General features: G+C 59.6%; 28 protein-coding genes and 1 tRNA gene. 23 read left to right on the top strand and 6 right to left on the bottom strand.

Going from position 1 to position 16,086, the window contains the following annotated elements; genetic code table 11:
• Positions 1 to 20 precede the first annotated feature (20 nt).
• Positions 21 to 227, bottom strand: a complete 207-nt coding sequence (locus tag FYK34_RS07820) for a hypothetical protein (RefSeq protein ID WP_149295840.1) — start codon at positions 225 to 227, stop codon at positions 21 to 23.
• Entirely contained in the window at positions 220 to 423 is a 204-nt protein-coding gene (locus tag FYK34_RS07815) for a hypothetical protein (protein ID WP_149295839.1), read from the bottom strand. The genes FYK34_RS07820 and FYK34_RS07815 overlap by 8 nt, the downstream gene beginning before the upstream one ends.
• Before the next feature lie 52 nt (positions 424 to 475).
• Between FYK34_RS07815 and FYK34_RS07810 the strand changes: the two genes are divergently transcribed.
• The 20 genes from FYK34_RS07810 (at position 476) to FYK34_RS07715 (ending at position 9,824) form a co-directional block, all read left to right on the top strand.
• Complete coding sequence (locus FYK34_RS07810) at positions 476 to 982, top strand: hypothetical protein (RefSeq protein ID WP_149295838.1); 507 nt, start codon at positions 476 to 478, stop codon at positions 980 to 982.
• A gap of 334 nt (positions 983 to 1,316) precedes the next feature.
• A complete protein-coding gene (locus tag FYK34_RS07805; RefSeq protein WP_149295837.1) occupies positions 1,317 to 1,655 on the top strand; it encodes a hypothetical protein in 339 nt (112 codons plus the stop codon).
• A gap of 110 nt (positions 1,656 to 1,765) precedes the next feature.
• Complete coding sequence (locus tag FYK34_RS07800) at positions 1,766 to 2,014, top strand: hypothetical protein (protein ID WP_149295836.1); 249 nt, start codon at positions 1,766 to 1,768, stop codon at positions 2,012 to 2,014.
• Between the two features lie 2 nt (positions 2,015 to 2,016).
• Positions 2,017 to 2,967, top strand: coding sequence for a recombination-associated protein RdgC (locus FYK34_RS07795; protein WP_149295835.1), 951 nt, complete (start codon positions 2,017 to 2,019; stop codon positions 2,965 to 2,967).
• A complete protein-coding gene (locus FYK34_RS07790; protein ID WP_149295834.1) occupies positions 2,955 to 3,275 on the top strand; it encodes a hypothetical protein in 321 nt (106 codons plus the stop codon). Before FYK34_RS07795 ends, FYK34_RS07790 begins: the two co-directional genes overlap by 13 nt.
• Before the next feature lie 22 nt (positions 3,276 to 3,297).
• Positions 3,298 to 3,681 carry a hypothetical protein gene (locus tag FYK34_RS07785; protein WP_149295833.1) on the top strand — a complete coding sequence of 128 codons (384 nt, stop codon included), beginning with the start codon at positions 3,298 to 3,300 and terminating at the stop codon, positions 3,679 to 3,681.
• Positions 3,682 to 3,700: 19 nt separating this feature from the next.
• On the top strand, positions 3,701 to 3,982 hold the full coding sequence (locus FYK34_RS07780; RefSeq protein WP_149295832.1) for a hypothetical protein: 282 nt from the start codon (positions 3,701 to 3,703) through the stop codon (positions 3,980 to 3,982).
• On the top strand, positions 3,979 to 4,497 hold the full coding sequence (locus tag FYK34_RS07775) for a hypothetical protein (RefSeq protein ID WP_149295831.1): 519 nt from the start codon (positions 3,979 to 3,981) through the stop codon (positions 4,495 to 4,497). Before FYK34_RS07780 ends, FYK34_RS07775 begins: the two co-directional genes overlap by 4 nt.
• A gap of 258 nt (positions 4,498 to 4,755) precedes the next feature.
• Complete coding sequence (locus FYK34_RS07770; protein ID WP_149295830.1) at positions 4,756 to 5,001, top strand: methionyl-tRNA formyltransferase; 246 nt, start codon at positions 4,756 to 4,758, stop codon at positions 4,999 to 5,001.
• A gap of 258 nt (positions 5,002 to 5,259) precedes the next feature.
• A complete protein-coding gene (locus FYK34_RS07765) occupies positions 5,260 to 5,502 on the top strand; it encodes a hypothetical protein (RefSeq protein ID WP_149295829.1) in 243 nt (80 codons plus the stop codon).
• A gap of 2 nt (positions 5,503 to 5,504) precedes the next feature.
• The gene (locus tag FYK34_RS07760; RefSeq protein WP_149295828.1) at positions 5,505 to 5,723 is read left to right on the top strand and encodes a hypothetical protein; all 219 of its coding nucleotides are present in this window, start codon (positions 5,505 to 5,507) and stop codon (positions 5,721 to 5,723) included.
• A 3-nt stretch (positions 5,724 to 5,726) separates the two neighbouring features.
• The gene (locus FYK34_RS07755) at positions 5,727 to 6,056 is read left to right on the top strand and encodes a hypothetical protein (RefSeq protein WP_149295827.1); all 330 of its coding nucleotides are present in this window, start codon (positions 5,727 to 5,729) and stop codon (positions 6,054 to 6,056) included.
• Between the two features lie 2 nt (positions 6,057 to 6,058).
• Complete coding sequence (locus FYK34_RS07750; RefSeq protein ID WP_149295826.1) at positions 6,059 to 6,454, top strand: hypothetical protein; 396 nt, start codon at positions 6,059 to 6,061, stop codon at positions 6,452 to 6,454.
• 2 nt (positions 6,455 to 6,456) lie between these two features.
• Entirely contained in the window at positions 6,457 to 7,110 is a 654-nt protein-coding gene (locus FYK34_RS07745) for a hypothetical protein (protein WP_196782651.1), read from the top strand.
• Positions 7,098 to 8,486 (top strand): hypothetical protein, encoded by a 1,389-nt coding sequence (locus tag FYK34_RS20695; RefSeq protein WP_196782649.1) that lies wholly within the window; start codon positions 7,098 to 7,100, stop codon positions 8,484 to 8,486. Before FYK34_RS07745 ends, FYK34_RS20695 begins: the two co-directional genes overlap by 13 nt.
• Positions 8,483 to 8,704, top strand: a complete 222-nt coding sequence (locus tag FYK34_RS07735) for a hypothetical protein (protein ID WP_149295825.1) — start codon at positions 8,483 to 8,485, stop codon at positions 8,702 to 8,704. The genes FYK34_RS20695 and FYK34_RS07735 overlap by 4 nt, the downstream gene beginning before the upstream one ends.
• Entirely contained in the window at positions 8,704 to 8,928 is a 225-nt protein-coding gene (locus tag FYK34_RS07730) for a hypothetical protein (RefSeq protein ID WP_196782647.1), read from the top strand. The genes FYK34_RS07735 and FYK34_RS07730 overlap by 1 nt, the downstream gene beginning before the upstream one ends.
• Positions 8,915 to 9,427, top strand: coding sequence for an ead/Ea22-like family protein (locus FYK34_RS07725; RefSeq protein WP_149295823.1), 513 nt, complete (start codon positions 8,915 to 8,917; stop codon positions 9,425 to 9,427). The genes FYK34_RS07730 and FYK34_RS07725 overlap by 14 nt, the downstream gene beginning before the upstream one ends.
• The gene (locus FYK34_RS07720; protein ID WP_149295822.1) at positions 9,415 to 9,594 is read left to right on the top strand and encodes a hypothetical protein; all 180 of its coding nucleotides are present in this window, start codon (positions 9,415 to 9,417) and stop codon (positions 9,592 to 9,594) included. Before FYK34_RS07725 ends, FYK34_RS07720 begins: the two co-directional genes overlap by 13 nt.
• A gap of 41 nt (positions 9,595 to 9,635) precedes the next feature.
• Entirely contained in the window at positions 9,636 to 9,824 is a 189-nt protein-coding gene (locus FYK34_RS07715) for a helix-turn-helix transcriptional regulator (protein WP_149295821.1), read from the top strand.
• Here the strand turns inward: FYK34_RS07715 and FYK34_RS07710 are convergent.
• Positions 9,806 to 11,065: a tyrosine-type recombinase/integrase gene (locus FYK34_RS07710; protein WP_196782645.1), complete on the bottom strand. Its 1,260-nt coding sequence runs from the start codon at positions 11,063 to 11,065 to the stop codon at positions 9,806 to 9,808. The two genes, FYK34_RS07715 and FYK34_RS07710, sit on opposite strands and share 19 nt — an antisense overlap.
• Before the next feature lie 363 nt (positions 11,066 to 11,428).
• The gene (locus FYK34_RS07705) at positions 11,429 to 11,818 is read right to left on the bottom strand and encodes a DUF1842 domain-containing protein (protein ID WP_149295820.1); all 390 of its coding nucleotides are present in this window, start codon (positions 11,816 to 11,818) and stop codon (positions 11,429 to 11,431) included.
• Positions 11,819 to 12,885: 1,067 nt separating this feature from the next.
• Between FYK34_RS07705 and FYK34_RS20455 the strand changes: the two genes are divergently transcribed.
• Positions 12,886 to 13,029, top strand: a complete 144-nt coding sequence (locus tag FYK34_RS20455; RefSeq protein ID WP_168209679.1) for a hypothetical protein — start codon at positions 12,886 to 12,888, stop codon at positions 13,027 to 13,029.
• A gap of 366 nt (positions 13,030 to 13,395) precedes the next feature.
• Here FYK34_RS20455 and FYK34_RS20450 read toward each other — a convergent pair whose 3' ends face one another.
• Together FYK34_RS20450 and FYK34_RS07690 are read right to left on the bottom strand one after the other, a co-directional pair.
• Positions 13,396 to 13,566 carry a hypothetical protein gene (locus FYK34_RS20450; RefSeq protein ID WP_168209678.1) on the bottom strand — a complete coding sequence of 57 codons (171 nt, stop codon included), beginning with the start codon at positions 13,564 to 13,566 and terminating at the stop codon, positions 13,396 to 13,398.
• 158 nt (positions 13,567 to 13,724) lie between these two features.
• Positions 13,725 to 13,809, bottom strand: a tRNA-Leu gene (locus FYK34_RS07690).
• Positions 13,810 to 13,996: 187 nt separating this feature from the next.
• On the opposite strand from FYK34_RS07690, the gene FYK34_RS07685 reads away from it, so the two are divergent.
• Positions 13,997 to 14,686: a Bax inhibitor-1 family protein gene (locus FYK34_RS07685; protein ID WP_149295818.1), complete on the top strand. Its 690-nt coding sequence runs from the start codon at positions 13,997 to 13,999 to the stop codon at positions 14,684 to 14,686.
• Positions 14,687 to 14,829: 143 nt separating this feature from the next.
• Positions 14,830 to 15,876, top strand: coding sequence for an IS110 family RNA-guided transposase (locus FYK34_RS07680; RefSeq protein WP_149295817.1), 1,047 nt, complete (start codon positions 14,830 to 14,832; stop codon positions 15,874 to 15,876).
• The last annotated feature ends 210 nt before the right edge of the window (positions 15,877 to 16,086 follow it).

Genomic DNA, 16,086 nt, shown 5'->3' with positions numbered 1-16,086 from the left:
CAGCCACCTGGCTGGGCGGTTTATTTTTGCACAGCAGCCTTTGCCAACGCCTCGGCTGAGACGTTGATCTTTGGGCGGCGTTTAACGGCCTCTTGTTGGATTTTGTCGGCCAATTTCATGACCGCCTCAACCACTTCATCGTCTTGGACGTAGCCTTCGCCCTCCATCGAGGCCAGCCGGCCGGCGTGAAGGGTGGCAGCAAGACGCAATGCTTCAGGTCTATCCATGTTTTTCCTCCTCGGCGACGCGAAGGTCGCTGTCTGCATGCAGTCTTCGTTGAAGGTCATCGGCCACGATCTTCGCTTCAGACTTGGGGCCGATGAAAAGCGTCACGCCACCCAGCGCGCCGGGTTCCAGCGGGTCACGATTCCGAAAGGCCCCTTGGTTTTTTCGGATCAATTCTTCCACGGTTTCAAAGCTCATCGTCGCTTGCTTTGGTAGCCAAGTTACAGACCACAACTCAGAGAGGTTTTCCATGATTCAAGGTCGAGTGATGTTCGTTGATGACGAGGACATGCTAGCTGATGTTGTCGGCAGACGCCCAACTCTTTATGACCTCAAGCCAGACATCGTTTCCGCAAGCGCCGAGTTTGATCTGGTCATCTACCAGGGTAGGAGGAGCCGGAATGTCGAATTCGTGCTTAAGAGCCGAATGGGGGCTGTGGGGCACATTGAGCCGCCGCGCACGGGCGTGAAGACCATTTCTCCGGGATTGTTTGTTGCAGAAACTGCCATGAACGTTATCCCTGAAATCGTGAAGGACCGGCTGGTACGATTCTACATCGTCTTCGGCATGCCCTCGGAAGGAGAGTCGCGCGAGTTCAATCGCGAAGTCCAGATCTGGACCGAACACTTCCAACACGTCCCGGCGGCTGCCTTCGAGATGGCCTGCTTTCACTGCGAGGGAAGCCTCACTTCCTTCCCGTGCATTGCCGATGTGGCCGGAAAGATTCCGAGCCTCAGTCAAGACGCGGCGGAATAGCCCGCGCACCCCCGAGCAGCTTGGCGACAGGCTGCTGCAGGATGCGTCAGCATCGAGCCGTTTCTTCCTACCCACGACTTGCCCGGCTTCGCGCCGGGCTTCTTTTTGCCTGGAGGTCATATGCGCTTTACGGAGTACATCATCGGCTGGATCGGCGAGGAGTTGGCTGATTTGTATCGGCTGCAGGGTAAGCGGCTCCACTTCGAGTTCTTCGGGAAAAGCGGACTACCCGTCCACACCATTCGGCGCGTGGCATGAGGCGCGCTGTCACCATTTTCATCGTTTACCTGGCTGTGCTGGCGGTATTGGCCGTGGCCGGGCAATGGAGGTAGCCATGTTTCGGAAATCGCTTTTCGCCAGCGCGCTGCGCCACACCAGCCAGCAGCTGATAAGCACCATGCAGCAACTGGAATCCCGCCGCGATGATTTCGATCTCGTGGAGGGGTTGGCGTCTGATACCCGCGGCGCGGGTCTGGAAGCCACCGCTATGTTTCGGCCGCCGGCCACGCCATATGTTTCGGTACGTGCGCAGTCGGGGATGGAGCGGGTCTTGCAATCTGTGGCGGGGGCGCGCGGCCTGAACCTGGCTCCTAACTATCCGGCCGGGTGGCTGATGGTGAATCCATCGCACGGCAAAAACGCCTGCGCCATTGAAGTTGTGGCGGAGGAGTAGGCGATGGCAAAGAAAGCCCAACACCAGCAGCTGGAAAAGTACCACGCCGCGCTTACGCTCCGAATTACCGATGGCGAGCATGACCTGCCGATGGGGCACGCCAGGATTGAGTGGGAAGCCCCCCCGGTTGCAGCTTTTCAGCAGTTCACCTTTTCACCGCGGCGCTGCTGGGCGCACAGCGTCACTTCTCGGCGCTGATGAAGGGCCTGGGCCTGCGTCATCGCTGGCGGATCTACGACAACGCGGGCAACAGCATCAGCCTGCAGGACTTTGACGCCAAGTTGGCTGAGGCCAAGGCCTTAAAAGAGCCTTTGACGCTGAAGCGCCTGGGTATTCAAACCGTTTCCATTGAAGGATGAGAATGACTTGGTTCAAAAACGTGGTTTTGTTCCGGCTTGCGGAAATGCTGGACGCGGCTGTCCTGAATGAAAAGTTGGCCGCACGCCAATTTCAGCCATGTGCCGGCCTGGATTGGTTCAGCGAGGGTTGGATGCCGGCGGCGTCGCACTTGGAAGGCATGGTGTACAGCGCGCGGGAGCGCCATCTGGTGCGGCTGCTGCGCGAGGACAAGATTCTGCCGCCAGCGGCGATCAAGAAGGCTCTGGCGGAGAGGGTGGCCACGGTAGAGGCCAAGGAGTTGCGCAAGGTGGGGCGCAAGGAGCAGCAGGCGCTGAAGGAGCAGGTCACGGATGACTTGCTGCCCAAGGCGCTGACAAAGGAGGGCGGCATCCCGGCCTTTATCTCCGGCAACTGGCTGGTGGTGGATGCCAGCTCATCCACCAAGGCGGAGGGGCTGGTTTCCAAGCTGCGCGAGGCATTGCCGCCGTTCCCCGCTGCGCTGCCGAGAACAAAGATCGCACCGCATACCGCTATGACGGATTGGCTGGCTGCCGGCGCGGCGCCGGCTGGCTTCGAGCTGGACGAGGACGCGCTGCTGAAAGACGGCAGTGAGAACGGCGCGGTGGTGCGCGTGAGCCGGATCGACCTGACCAGCGACGAGATCCGCCAGCACATCGCCACCGGCAAGCAGGCCACCAAGCTGGGCCTGATCTGGAACGAGAAGATCCGCTTCCAGCTGACCGACACGCTGCAGCTCAAGCGCATCCAGTTCCGGGACGTGCTGCAGGACGAGGCCAGCCATGCCGGCGATGACCGAGACAGTCTCTTCGAAGCCACCTTCCTGCTGATGACGGAGGCGCTGGGCGAGCTGATCGGTGATCTCGTTGCGGCCCTGGGAGGATTGGAGGAGAGCCAGGCAGGCAATCCTCAGCTCGAAGTTGCAGCAGAAAAGGACGCGCCATGGTCGAGCTGAGGCAAACCCGGCGGCCTGGTGCCGCCATCCCCATACCCACCCTGGCGCAACTGTTCCACTCCATCCCTGCGGCGAGCAAGTTGATGCCATGCGCCCGCATGGAAGACCTCGACACCAGCCGAATGGCACAGGTCGCCAAAGCCATGCGAGGGGCGCCATTCACCAGTTTGGATGTGGCCTACAAGCTGGGCCTGAGCCAGGGAGTGGCGCACGAGCTGGTCTCCATGATGGTGACGTCAGGCCTGGCTCGCCGACTGGCATTTTCCATTCAGAAGCGGAGAGCGTACAGGGTGCGCGCTCGCAGTTGATCCAGATAGGAAGGAGAGAGCAATGCAATCAGCAGTGGAGTTCACCACGACGATGCTGGATCGCATCGACCGCAATAGCGTTTTGAGTGCGGCCGAGCGTGTAGACGGGCTGATACAGCGCCTGATTGGTTCGGAGATTCATCTTCAAGAGCCGCCGTTTTCGGTATCGCGGCTGCAGCTTGGCGGCCTGTATAACCCATTTGATATTCACATCAGTTTCGCCTTGGTTGATGTCTCGAAAACTACGGATCTGCTGGAGTGGCTGAGCGATCAGCGCGTCGATGGCTATGTCACTAGCTTCCATCGTGGCGATGACATGGCGCTGTTCAAAATGGATTCTGCCATCTCGGTCTTTTTTCACAATATTGATGCCGCGGCAGCTCTCGATTTTGAGAATGCCAGGTAACAGAGCCTGGAGGGCAGATATGTCTGCGATTTTGATATTGATTCACCCTGACCACGAGCCGCTGCTCGAAGAGAATGAGGCCCTGAAATCCCTCTGCGCCAATCTGGAGCAGCGACTGGCCGAACAGGGCAGCAATATTGCCGAGCTGCGCTCCGCGGCTGAGCTGGTTGGTCAACTGCAGGAGCTGCTGGAGGAGCGCGACCGCGAAAACGACGAGTTGCGACATGCGCTGGCGGTAGCCAGGCTGTCGCCAGAGTCGCGCGCTAGGGTTATCCAGCTGATCCGGGAGAGTGCGGCATGAGCTGGAAGCGTACTTCGCGCAAGGTGTGGCAGCTGCCAAATGGCAGTATCCCTGGCCTGTCGGCTGCTGCTCAATACGGCCACGCCGGGATACGTTGCCAGGACCGCTCCATCAAGCGCCTTTTGACGGTGCAGCGTCCGCCATCTAAATGGACGCCCCAGGATGTCAACGAACTGATTTACCTAGCTAACACCTGCAGTTCTTTGCTAAGGCAGTGGCCGGAGTACAGCACGACGGCGCGCTTGGCGATAGGAAATGAGATGGTCGCAGTGCTGGCTGAGGTGAAGCGTCGCAAGCAACAACATGGGCGCTACGGCGTGACCGGTGATGAATGGCAGGCGCTCCGGCGCTCGGTTACGGAGCTGCAAACCTGGATTGCAGAAAGCGTGCCGGCCCAGCGACTGATGATGGCTGAGCTGGATGTCGATTACTGCGCGGCCCGTGAGGATCGCCGCCGCGAGATGGAGGGCAGGGCATGCACCAGTTCGCATATTGCCCAGGCTGCCGCAGCGTAGCGGAGCGTGAGGGCGGGGCGTATGTGCGGCGCGAGATTCGGATGGGTTTAATCTGGCGCTGCGCCGGCTGCATTCGTGTGGGACAGTTTGTGGAGATCACCAGCGAAATGCAGTGACGCGGTGTTGCAGCGCCTGTTCGCGGCCGAGATGGAGGTCGACCGCGAGATGGTGGCGGATGATTTTATGAAGGCGGTGTGAACATTGAAATGGTATTTTTTAGCCATATCTCATCCATTCCATCATCAAGAAAGGAATTGCATGTACCAGACCGTCACCCCGGCTCAAGATTGGTTCTTCGTTTTTAAATCCGAAGGCAGGCCCATTGTTCATCACATTGCAGCCTGGGAGCAGAGCGATGATGGAAAGCTAGTGGGGCTTATAGGGGGAACGAAAAGAAACCCTTACGAGACGTCCCACCTTGTAACCATCCCGCCGGTTGATGGTGTTTACCTTCATCGAGAGCAGCTGAGCGAAGAGGAGCTTGAGGCAGCCAAGCGCCGCTAATCAGGCAGAGAGAACAAGCAACCCGCCCAACGGCGGGTTTTTTATTGGCCCCGCGTGGGCCTTTTTTCATGGAGTCGCGCATGCGTTACCGAATCTGCGGCATTTGCAAAAGACGCCGTCCGATAGCCGGCGGCGGGTATGTGACGACACCGAGCGGCGCAGGCAGCGTGTGGCGCTGCGCATTGTGCAAGGGGGCGAAGTGATGCAGCAGGTACCTGATGCGCCGGCACCAATGCCCACCCAGGGCGAGGAGTGACTATGCCGACCGTTTTGATTGACGGCGTCGAGTATGTGCCGCGCGCCGAAGTGCCACCCCTCACTGACGAGCGGCTGCATTCATGTCTGAAGGAGCTGGTCAGCATTCAGTATTTCAGCGACTGCCCGCATAAGCACCGCGCTTGGGCCTGGGATGCAATGAAGGCGCTTTCTCCTGAGTTGGCCGAGCTGGCCTCGAATAACCCTCAAGCCGCCTACGAGCGGATCCATGGAAGTGAGGAGTAGCCATGCACCACCTGGAACTGATACCCGACCAGCGCCCGACTTGCGCTGTCCACGGCATGCCGCGTCCGCGCGCCATCTGCTCGCAGATCATCACCGGCATGAAGTACTGCGGCCACGCCGGCGAATGCCAGCACAAGCGCCAGCCTGCCGACACCGGCGCGGCGATTGCCGCAGTCAACGCGGCCCACGCTGCCGACATCATCGACATAAGCGAGGAGTGAGCCATGAGCATTGATCTACGCGACCATTTTGCAACGCACGCACCGGCAGATATCCCAGCCTGGTTTGAATGGAAGCCTGAGCGCGAGCGCCCGAGCATCCCCAGCAAGTTCGAACTGGATAGCGAGGAACTGCGCCAGCAGCTGGAAGGACTCGGCGACTGGTTGAATGAGAAGGATGTGCACCCTGATGTAGTCGAATTGGCGAGCCGCATGGCCCGCGCCCGGAAGGCCGCAGAGCAGTGGGACAAACAGCGCGACATCGGCCGCTACATCGCCTGGCGCTGGGCCTACGCCGACATGATGGTCGCTGCGCGCCTGAAAGCGGAGTTTTGACCATGAGCCATGCACTCAACACCCCTAAGAAGTGGGCCATTCACATTCCCGGCCCGGACGATCTATACGCCGCTCCCAGTCATGCCGAGGCCGTTTTTGTTGCTGAGCATCACAACAAAACGACCCTGCCTGCAATCCAGAAAATCATGGACAGCAAGCCACCGGAGGAGCGGCGGATGTACCCGCCAATCGAGTGCATCACAGCGGAGGTTGTGCCGTGGCCATGGGATGACTCCGAACATGAAGAGTCACTATCCGAAGGCTGGCCCGAGTTTCTGGAAGAACACGGATTGACCCCGGAAGGCGTCGCCTACGCCGCCAGGAATGCCACTACCAAGGACATGTTCGATGGCATCGCCACGAACACCAATTCTGACACCAAGAAAGCGGAGGCATGAGCATGCCCACCATCCAAGAGCGGCCGATTGCCTTCCATCCCGACATGATCTGCGCGCTGCTAAACGGCATCAAGACGCAGACGCGGCGCATGGTGGAAGACCTCCCGCCCTGGCCTATCACCGAGATCGTATGCGACGCAGGCAAAACGGACCTATGGATGCCGAATGGACCGGCCCCATCCGGGCGCGGTATGGCAGCTGGTCATTGGCGACCATGCCCCTACGGCAAGCCCGGCGACCGACTATGGGTTCAAGAGGAATGGGCGACCGACAGCAGCCTGGACGGGAAAGACCCGGCATTGTTCGCAGCTTGGCCGGTTCGCTACTTGGCTGACGGCGAAGTACGCGCCTGCGGCGCGTTCCACGGCAACACCAACGGCGAAGCTCGTCCGGCCAAGACCATGCCGCGCTGGGCAAGCCGCATCACGCTCGAAATCACGTCTATCCGTGCCGAGCCGCTGGATCGGATCACGCTCGGCGAAATCTGCAAAGAAGGGCTGGCCCGATCCATCTACGAATTCAGGCCGGCCACATACGGATTCGAAGCGTTCGCCAACCTGTGGGACAGCATTTATGGCCCAGGCAGTAGCGATTCAAACCCGTGGGTGTGGGTGGTGGAATTCAAAATAGTGGAGGAGGCAGCATGCAAACCCTGAACCAGCTGGCAGGCGCCGCGCGCGCCGTCATCGCGGCCGACCGCGCCGGCGAACTGACCGACGAGGATATTCAGCGGATGGAAATGGCCCTGGCCCTGCTGGAGCAGGCGCGTCACCAGGCCACCACGGAGGAGCAGCGCGCCGCGGCCGTGCTGTATCAAGTCCTTGGCGCATACGACGCGCCCGAGAAGGTGCTGGACCTGGCCAGCGCGCTGATGCGCGGCGAGCCGCTGCCGTTCGATCCGGAGGATTTGCTCCCGTTCGCGCCGCCGGCCGCCGAGCAGAGCGGCGAGGCGGTGGCAACGGTCAAGGATTCCTTGACGGTTCAGCCCGCGCTGGTTGTGCCGGATGCGCTGCGTCGATTTCGGGCGATATCTTTGGGAACAATAGGCGGTTTTGCAATGGAACAGGCCGTCGATGGCGAATGGGTGCGACTGGACGAATTACGCGCCATGCTCGCCGCCGCGCCGCAGCCGGCCCAGCAACTGCCGACCGTGGTCGAGGAGATAGCCGCCGAACGCCGCCGGCAGATAGAGGTCGAGGGCTGGACACCGGAGCATGACGACCAGCATCGGGACTACGCCCTGGCGGGCGCCGCCGGTTGCTACGCCATGCATACCCTCGCATTTCCCGCTGGCGACCCGCCGCAGCCCTGGCCGTGGGACAAGGCATGGTGGAAGCCAAGCCCGGATAAGCGCCGCAACTGGATCAAGGCCGCTGCCCTGCTAGTTGCTGCGATTGAACGGGAGGACAGAATGGCCGCGCCTCAGCCGAAGGAAGGGGGGTGCTGCATGACTCAGCTCAGACCCTCCATAGCCACCGGCGCGGAACTGACGCAGGAGACATTCGCTGACTTCATCGCCAGGCTGCGCCACGATGTCGATGGCGATGGCGTCGATGAACACTGCACTGCTGACGCGCTGTTTGTCGTCCAGGCCCGCCAGATCATCACCGGCATCGACACCGACTACACCGACCAGCTGTGCGTGTGCTGCGAAGACTCGATGTGGTTCACCCCGCAAGAATATTGGGACGACTGCGGAGAGGAAGAGCGCGAAGAGTTGAACAGGCTGGCCAGCGATGGCGAGGAGGCGGACATCCTATTCCTTGAGCTGGGCACGGCGGACCAGTGGGAAATACTGGGCGAGCGCGAGGACCACACCGTCACCGGCTGGGATGATCGGTGGGATTACGTGAATGCCCACTTCACCCAGGCGGCGGCAGAGGCCTTTATCCAGCGCAAGAAGCATGACTACAGGCATGGCCTGCGCGTGTACGTCGAATCGCAATACTACTGCTGGGAGTTCAACGCCATCGTCAAGGCGCTGCTCCGCGGCGAGCTGACGTTCAAGCCGAAGGAAGGGGGTGAGGCATGAGCCAAAACAACGGAGCCGCAGAGCGCGGCAAAAGCCTGGCGTTCCCAGATGCAGCGTGGGCAGGCTTTCCGCCGGCTGAGATGCAGCTAGCTGGCGAGTTGGCCGCAATTCGTACCGAGTTGGCCGCGCTGCGCGAAGCCTTGCAGCTGCCGCGCTCGATCATTATCACCGGACCGGAGGTGGAGCGGGTGTTAGCAGCGCTGAAGGGAGGTGTGTGATGGAATACCCCGAATTCGGCACCGCACCGATTAAATGCGGCCGCAGCAAATGCAAGTGGCGCGGGTATGAAACGCAGATGGCCAGGATGCCCGATGAACGGAGTGGCCTGGCAATTACCAGGGGTGTCTGCCCTGTATGTGGCTGCAGCTCCTATTCGTTCATGACCGAGCGCGAAATCAAGGCGTGGGAACGCAAGAAGGAGGCCGCCCATGCTAACCCCTGACCAACTCTCTGCTTTGCGCGCGGCGGCCGAGGCGGCGACGCCGGGGCCGTGGCGCACGGGAGGCAGCAAGCCTGATGGACTGCACGAGATTACGGTTTACGGCTCACAGGTGGTAATCGACACAGACATTGGCCCCAAGGTGCTGCTGGAGGGAAATAGCAATTTCCAGGCAGAGTCGGTCGCTAATGCCGCGTACATCGCCGCCGCCAACCCTGCCGCCATTCTTGCGCTCCTCGCCCACGTCGATGTCCAGGAGGCACGTATCACCGAGCTGGTTAGGGACGTGGCGCGGAGCGATCGGAGCATGACCGCCGACGACGTGATCGAGCTGGCCGCACAGATCGCCACGCCGTGCCACGTATGGGCACGACCGAATACCGGCGCCAACTGGGTGCTGATCCCGATCCAGCCAGGCAACAGCCGCGGCATTGAGTACGGAATGGGTACTTGGCAGTTCGCTGGCCCTGTCATTCCACCGGAGTCGGCATGCTCCAGCTGACCGCGCCCATCTACCGCTACACACTGCGCCGCGGCGTGGAGGTGATCTACATCGGCCCGGAGCCGCCGGCGCCAGAGCCTGGCCACAGCTGCACCCGGATGGAGTGGGTGAGGGCGCCGGCAGAGGAGTGGGGCGGCCACTGGACCGCGCCGGAAATTGTGTTTTGAGGGCTGCCCGAGGGCGGCCCTTACTATTTGGAGAATATGAAATGGCTGATCGTTTTCTGAGAATCAAGGAAGTGCGAGAGAGGACTGGTTTGAGCACCACTACGATTTATGACCGCATGAAGGAGGGCGCATTCCCCAAGCAGATCAAGCTGGGGGAGCGCGTTGCGGTTTGGCTGGAGAGCGAAATCAATGCCTGGATAGAGGCTGCAAGTCAGGTCAGGGTAGCTTGATCTACTTTAGGTATTTCCTTGGGCGGTATCGAGTCGATATAGTCGGCCCACCATTGCATCATCTGGCGGCGTTCCTCCATGTATTCAGCATGGTTGTACGCCGCTTTTACTTTATTCCTCTCTGCGTGCGCCAACTGGCGCTCAATCGCCAACGCAGTAAAACCATTCTCATGCAGCAGGGTAGAGGCCGTGGCTCGAAAGTCATGGCCTGTCACCATCCCAGAGCTGTATCCCATATGCTCTAGCGCGCGGTTGATTGTCGTTGCGCTCATGCTTTCTCTGGGCTTGCGCTGATTTGGAAACAACAAATCGCCGCCGCCCGTTATCGTCCTTAGCTCCCTCAGCAGTTCCACTGCTTGCCGAGATAGCGGCACGATGTGCAGTCGCGCCATTTTCATCCTGCCCGCCGGTATGCGCCATTCTGCTCGATCCAGATCAAACTCCGCCCAACTGGCCAGCCGCAGTTCGCCCGTTCGCGTGAAGCAGTAGATCAACAGGCGCATAGCAATTATTGTTTGCCGATTGCCGCCGTATGCGTCCAGCTTCGCCTTCAAGTCTGCCAGGTCGGCAGTTGTGAGCGATCTGCTGTGGTTGACCGGTGGTCGGTGCAACGCCCCTTTGATGGCATAAGCGGGATCGAAGTCTGCGCGCAACGTGGCAACACCGTAGCAGAATATGGCGGAGCACCATTGGCGCACCTGCAAGGCAAGTGTTTCGGCACCACGCTTCTCCATTTTCTGAAGCATCTCCAATAGCATGGCCGATGTGACTTCACGCAGGGGTGAAGAGCCAAAAGATGGAAAGGCATTTTTATGGAGTGCGTTCGAGGCTTGAGAAAATGTGTAAGGCTTCCAGCTGGCCCTCTTCTTTTCCAGCCATTCCAATGCGACTGATTGGAAGGTGTTGGCATTCTCTGCGATCTTGTCAGATTTTTCTGACCTGCGAACCTGTGATGGATGGCGGCCAGCCTTCACCAACTCTCGCGCGCGATCTCGTTCAGCGCGGGCCTCTGACAACGAGAAGGTAGGATAATCGCCAATGGCATAGACATTCTCACGAATGGTGCCTGCAGCATCAGCCATGCGGTACTTGTAGCGCCACAACTTTGAGCCATTGGGCTTGACCAGTAGATAGAGGCCATTGCTGTCGCTGATTTTTACCGGCTTGTCGGTTGGCTTTGTCTGTCTAACCTTGACGTCTGTAAGGGGCATGGTGGGGGTATCGATTTGATATACCCCCAAAAATACCCCCTTTTTTTTCTGATGTCACCGATCAATGTCGGAAGACGTCGGAAAACAAATCTAAGTGTGGCAAGGATTATGGAGGTGCAGTCAGATGACTTCGAAACACGTCGGAAGACCGTGCTAATTATCAATCATCAGAAGCATGTTGCGGCCAATTCCTCGAGTGTGTTGCGCGGCATTGCGGCTCCATGCGTCGGGCGGAGCGCTGCAGGGCGCAAATCGATGCTAATGACCAGCACTATACCGCCGATGGATGCATTTAGGTATGGCTGCAGCTGCAGCCTGGTAATGAAAACAGCCCGAACTGCGTCAGCTCGGGCTGCTTCATGAGAACATTATATCGACAATCAACGCGTGGACTTAGTCCACCATCTTCACTTCACACTTGTAGGTATGGGTTCCCACGGTGAATTGGCCTTGGCCAGTCCAGTCGGCGCCGAGGCCGAAGCTGGCGGAGAACGGAGCGAGGTAGGTGCCGATGGCCGGCGGAGCGACGGATACCGCAGCCTCGCCATGAACGGCGCCGACCCTGGTGATGTGGCCAAAGCCAGTGCTGTGCATGGCGCCCACTGCCGGAGAAGTGAAGGTCGGGGAATGCTGCGTACCTTCCAGAATGGAGCCGTGCGCCTGGCCGTGCAGAGCGCCGGTGGAGGCATTGACCGTGACGGCAAGCGTCATGGAGCCTGCGCCAGTCATGCCTTTTTCGGGAGTGAAGCTCAGCTTAAGCAAATACAGGCCTGTCTTTTCCATAAGAAAATCTCCAGTGGATTCAACGCAGTTGATGTGACTGACAGTCGCCATCCCAGGCTGGCGCCGATGCCTTGAAAGCCTTCTTCGTTCAGATGGGAAGAGCGATGCAGCCCCCGCAAATGGCGAGCCATTGGCATGGCACTCGCTACTCGGTGTGGGGTAGACCCACTCTAGGAGATGGGTCGGATCTTTGCCCTGTCCTTTGGGATAGGTGTGGGTTCGGGATAAAGACCAATTGACATACTGATCTTCATGCTGTGGCCGGCCAGTGATCACCTCCAATGGCCACTCCGGCGCGGCGAGGGCCTCTGGCTGCTGCCATGTGCAAAGCATAATTACATTCAGGTTGTTTTGGTTGACTGGTGATCCATTGGGTATTTTTTGGAGCGAAGTAGTCTAAGCTTTCGTAAGGTGCCTTTGCTGCAACCTAATAGGCTCCGCAACAAGGTTCAAGCAGGTCAGTCGAACCTGACCAAATCTGTCGCAAATATATCGTGCGCTGAAGGGATGATCTGGCAAAAACATGCCGCCATTCCTCACGTATTCACGCTAACTGCTGGAGTTGAATATGCCATCTGCTGAAAAAATACCAAAGAAATATGCTTATAAGGGATTTATTGGCGCGCCGAAAATGATTGTCCTAGCGGTGTGCGGTTTAACGTCGATAGGCGCTGTTGCCGCAAATTGCGTTAGCGGCACCATGTACAGCGCCCCAGGCAGCTATACCTGCTCCGTGCCTGCTGGAACCCACGCTATTAATATTTTAGCCATGGGGGCTGGTGGGGGTGGCGGCGCTAGCACGGCGAGCGCGGGCAGCCTGGGTGGCAATGGTGGCTCGGGTGGGACGGTTGGCGGTACGGTTGCCGTCAATCCGGGCGATGTGCTGACCTTTGTTGTGGGTGGTCCGGGTGGTGGCGGTGGTGGAGGCACGGCAACGGCTAATGGTGGGGGTGGTGGGGGCTCAAGCAACCTGGTTAATTCCACGACGGGATCCACCTTGGTTGTGGCGGGCGGCGGCGGAGGTGGCGGTGGCGGCGATGCTGGGAATGCTGGCGGCAACGGCGGCAATGGCAATAGCGGCAGTGGCGCCGGCTGCGCGGGAGGCGCTAATGGCGGCGGTGGCGGTGCAAATGGCAGTGGTGGCGGCGCTGCCCAATACGCCGGAAATGGTGGCTCAGGATATGGCGGCCCTGGTGGTGTCAGCGGGTTAACTGCTACCAAGGGCGTGGCCGGGTCGGGCGTCGGTGCTGGTGCGGGTGGCTTTGGTGGTCAGTATTCTTCGTGGACCGGCGGCGGCGGCGGCGGCGGTTGGGGGGCTGGCGGCGGCGGGGGTATTAACACCTTCAACTGCACCGGCGGCGGCGGTGGAGGCGGCAGCTACGGCCCAGCGGGGAGTTCCATCTCAGCTGCATCCAACGGTGGAAGTGGCGGTAAAAATGCCGCAGGCGCCAACGGTGGGAATGGTCTGATTTATATATTTTTTTAACGATGTAAGCGCAACGACGATCTGAGCTGGGGCGGCAGCTGCGCTGTCCCAGCCTTTGAGACCAGGGGGCGGCCGTGGAGCGGTTTTCCTCTCAGCCGTTGATGTCATCAGCCATGCCGATGCGTCCCGCGTCGATTTCCGCTTTTAGTTTCGGCGCCCAGGCGACGGCATCCGCCTTGCGCTTGAAGGTGTGGGATCGGCAGATTTTTCCTTTGTGCACCTTGGCTCGCCATTTGTCGCCGCGCGGTTCTATCGTTGCCATGCTTGGGACACGTCCTGGGACACTCTTGGGACAAACGATACCGAAAAACGGCGGTAATTTGGTGTGAAGACGTGGAATGCGAAAAGGCGGGAAAGCCTCTATTCGCGGTACTTGGGGGATGTTTTTTTGGGGGGGTGACTAGCTCTAAAAAGCTAGGCTGGTGCGAAAGGAGAGACTCGAACTCTCACGCCTTGCGGCGCTGGAACCTAAATCCAGTGCGTCTACCAATTCCGCCACTCTCGCACGAGGTGAGGACTTGCAAGCGCAGGCGTTGCCCGCATCTGCATTCCTGAAGAGGAGCGCGGATCATAGCGCAAGCACTTGGCTATGACAAGCCCTGCTGGTTGCGGGAAACTTTTTTCCTGCGGCATGGTCTGTTGCGTACAATTCCAAAATATTTCCAGAACGACACAACTCAGGAGAGTTAAACATGCACCCGGACTTTCAAACGGCCTATCAATCGACCCCCATGGCCGATGCGCGCAACAAAGTGCTGCGCAATACCTATGGCCTGCTGGGTCTGTCCATGATTCCCACGGTGATGGGCGCCATCGTGGGCACCCACATGAGTTTCGCCTTCTTGGCCGGCAGCCCCCTCATGGGTACGCTGCTGATCATGGCGGTGGTATATGGCCTGATGTTTATCATTGAGAAAAATCGCTACAGTTCCACGGGCGTGTTTCTGATGCTGGGCTTCACCTTCCTGATGGGCATGCTGCTCGGGCCCTTGCTTCAGTTCGCGCTTAGCCTCTCCAATGGCGGCCAGTTGATCATGATCGCTGGCGGGGCCACTTCTGTCGTGTTCTTCGTGATGGCCGGCATCGCCTCCACCACCAAGCGCGACCTGTCCGGCCTGGGCAACTTCCTGTCGGTCGGCATCGTCGTGCTGCTGGTGGCCATGGTGGCGAATCTCTTCCTGCGCATGCCGGCCTTCCAGCTGATGCTGTCCGCAGCCTTAGCGCTGATCAGCTCGCTGATGATACTGTGGCAGGTGAAGGTAGTGGTCGATGGCGGCGAAGACAGCTATATCTCCGCCGCGCTGTCCATCTACATCAGCATCTACAATCTGTTCACCAGTCTGCTGCAGCTCTTGCTGGCCTTCTCCGGCAATCGTGATTGAATCTTGACGCGGTTCCCGGCCGGACTGGGAAGTGCTAAAGACAAAGCCCCCGCTAGCGGGGGCTTAATGTGATGGTCAGCCTGACCTAAATGCCTCAGCAGGCGTCAAACCTGCTGAGGCATTTCTTCTTCGGGGAGAGCATCATGGCAACCGTCACACTCATCGGTCTGGATATCGGCAAGCACAGCTTTCATCTGATCGGGCACGACCCGCGCGGCAACCCGGTCCTCAAGAAGCAGTTCAATCGCAACAGTCTCATCGAATTTCTCGCGAAACAGCCTCCCTGCCGCATCGTGATGGAGGCCTGCTGCGGCGCGCACTGGCTGGCACGCAAGCTGACGGGCTTCGGTCATACCGTACAACTGATCGCACCGCAGTACATCCGCCCGTTTGTCTTCGGCAACAAGAACGATTTCATCGATGCCCAGGCCATCTGCGAGGCGGCTACGCGCCCGACCATGCGCTACGTTGCCGCCAAGAGTGCCGAACAGCAAGCCTTGTCGGCACTGCATCGCCTGCGGGAATCTCGCATTGCCGAACGAATACAGACCAACAACCAGATCCATGCGCTGCTGCTGGAGTTCGGCATCGCGCTTCCTGTCGGGGTACGGGGGATCACGCAGCTGCCGACGCTGCTGATGGACGAGACCAACGGCTTGCCCGTCAAGGCCCGGCAGATCCTGCAACGCCAGCTGGATCACTACCGTCTGCTCAAGACCGAGATCGACGAGCTGGATCACGAGATTGCCACAGAAGCCCGACAGGACGATGTCGCCCGGCGGTTGATGACCATTCCCGGCATCGGTGCGATCACCGCCAGCCAGTTGTCGGCGGACGCCGGCAATGCCAAGGGCTATGGCAATGCCCGTGACTTTGCGGCATCGCTGGGTCTGGTCCCGCGACAATACTCGACAGGCGGGAAGTCCAAGCTGCTGGGCATCAGCAAACGCGGTGACAAGAGCCTGCGTCGCCTGCTGGTGCAATGCGCACGGGTGATCATGCAGAACGCGCCGCGCTGGAAGAGTGCGATGGCAGCGTGGACGGTGGCGCTGATGCAGCGTCGCCACTCGAATATCGTGGCCTGCGCACTGGCCAACAAACTGGCACGGGTCGTGTGGGCGCTACTCGCCAAAGGCGGCGAGTACCGTCCCCAGGCCCGCGCACTGACTGAAATGCAAACCGCCGGGTAAACCCGGCGGCGAGTAGAAGCCTGCTTTTGCCAAGACAGATACTGATGACGACAACCGGCCCACGGCCTGCAGGATACCCCGATCGTAAAAACAGTCATGACAGACTGAGGGCTTTTTAGGGACTTGCAGGAGCGGCTCACATCATGGATCGGGCTCTATTGTGCCCATCAAGAATCCGGATAGATTAGAGCAAGCCTACCCCGTCATGAT

Origin of the sequence: Chromobacterium paludis, from assembly GCF_008275125.1 — a bacterium.
Taxonomy (GTDB): Bacteria; Pseudomonadota; Gammaproteobacteria; order Burkholderiales; family Chromobacteriaceae; genus Chromobacterium; species Chromobacterium paludis.
Note: the sequence above shows the minus strand (reverse complement) of the source record. Positions and strands in the feature narration are given on the sequence as shown.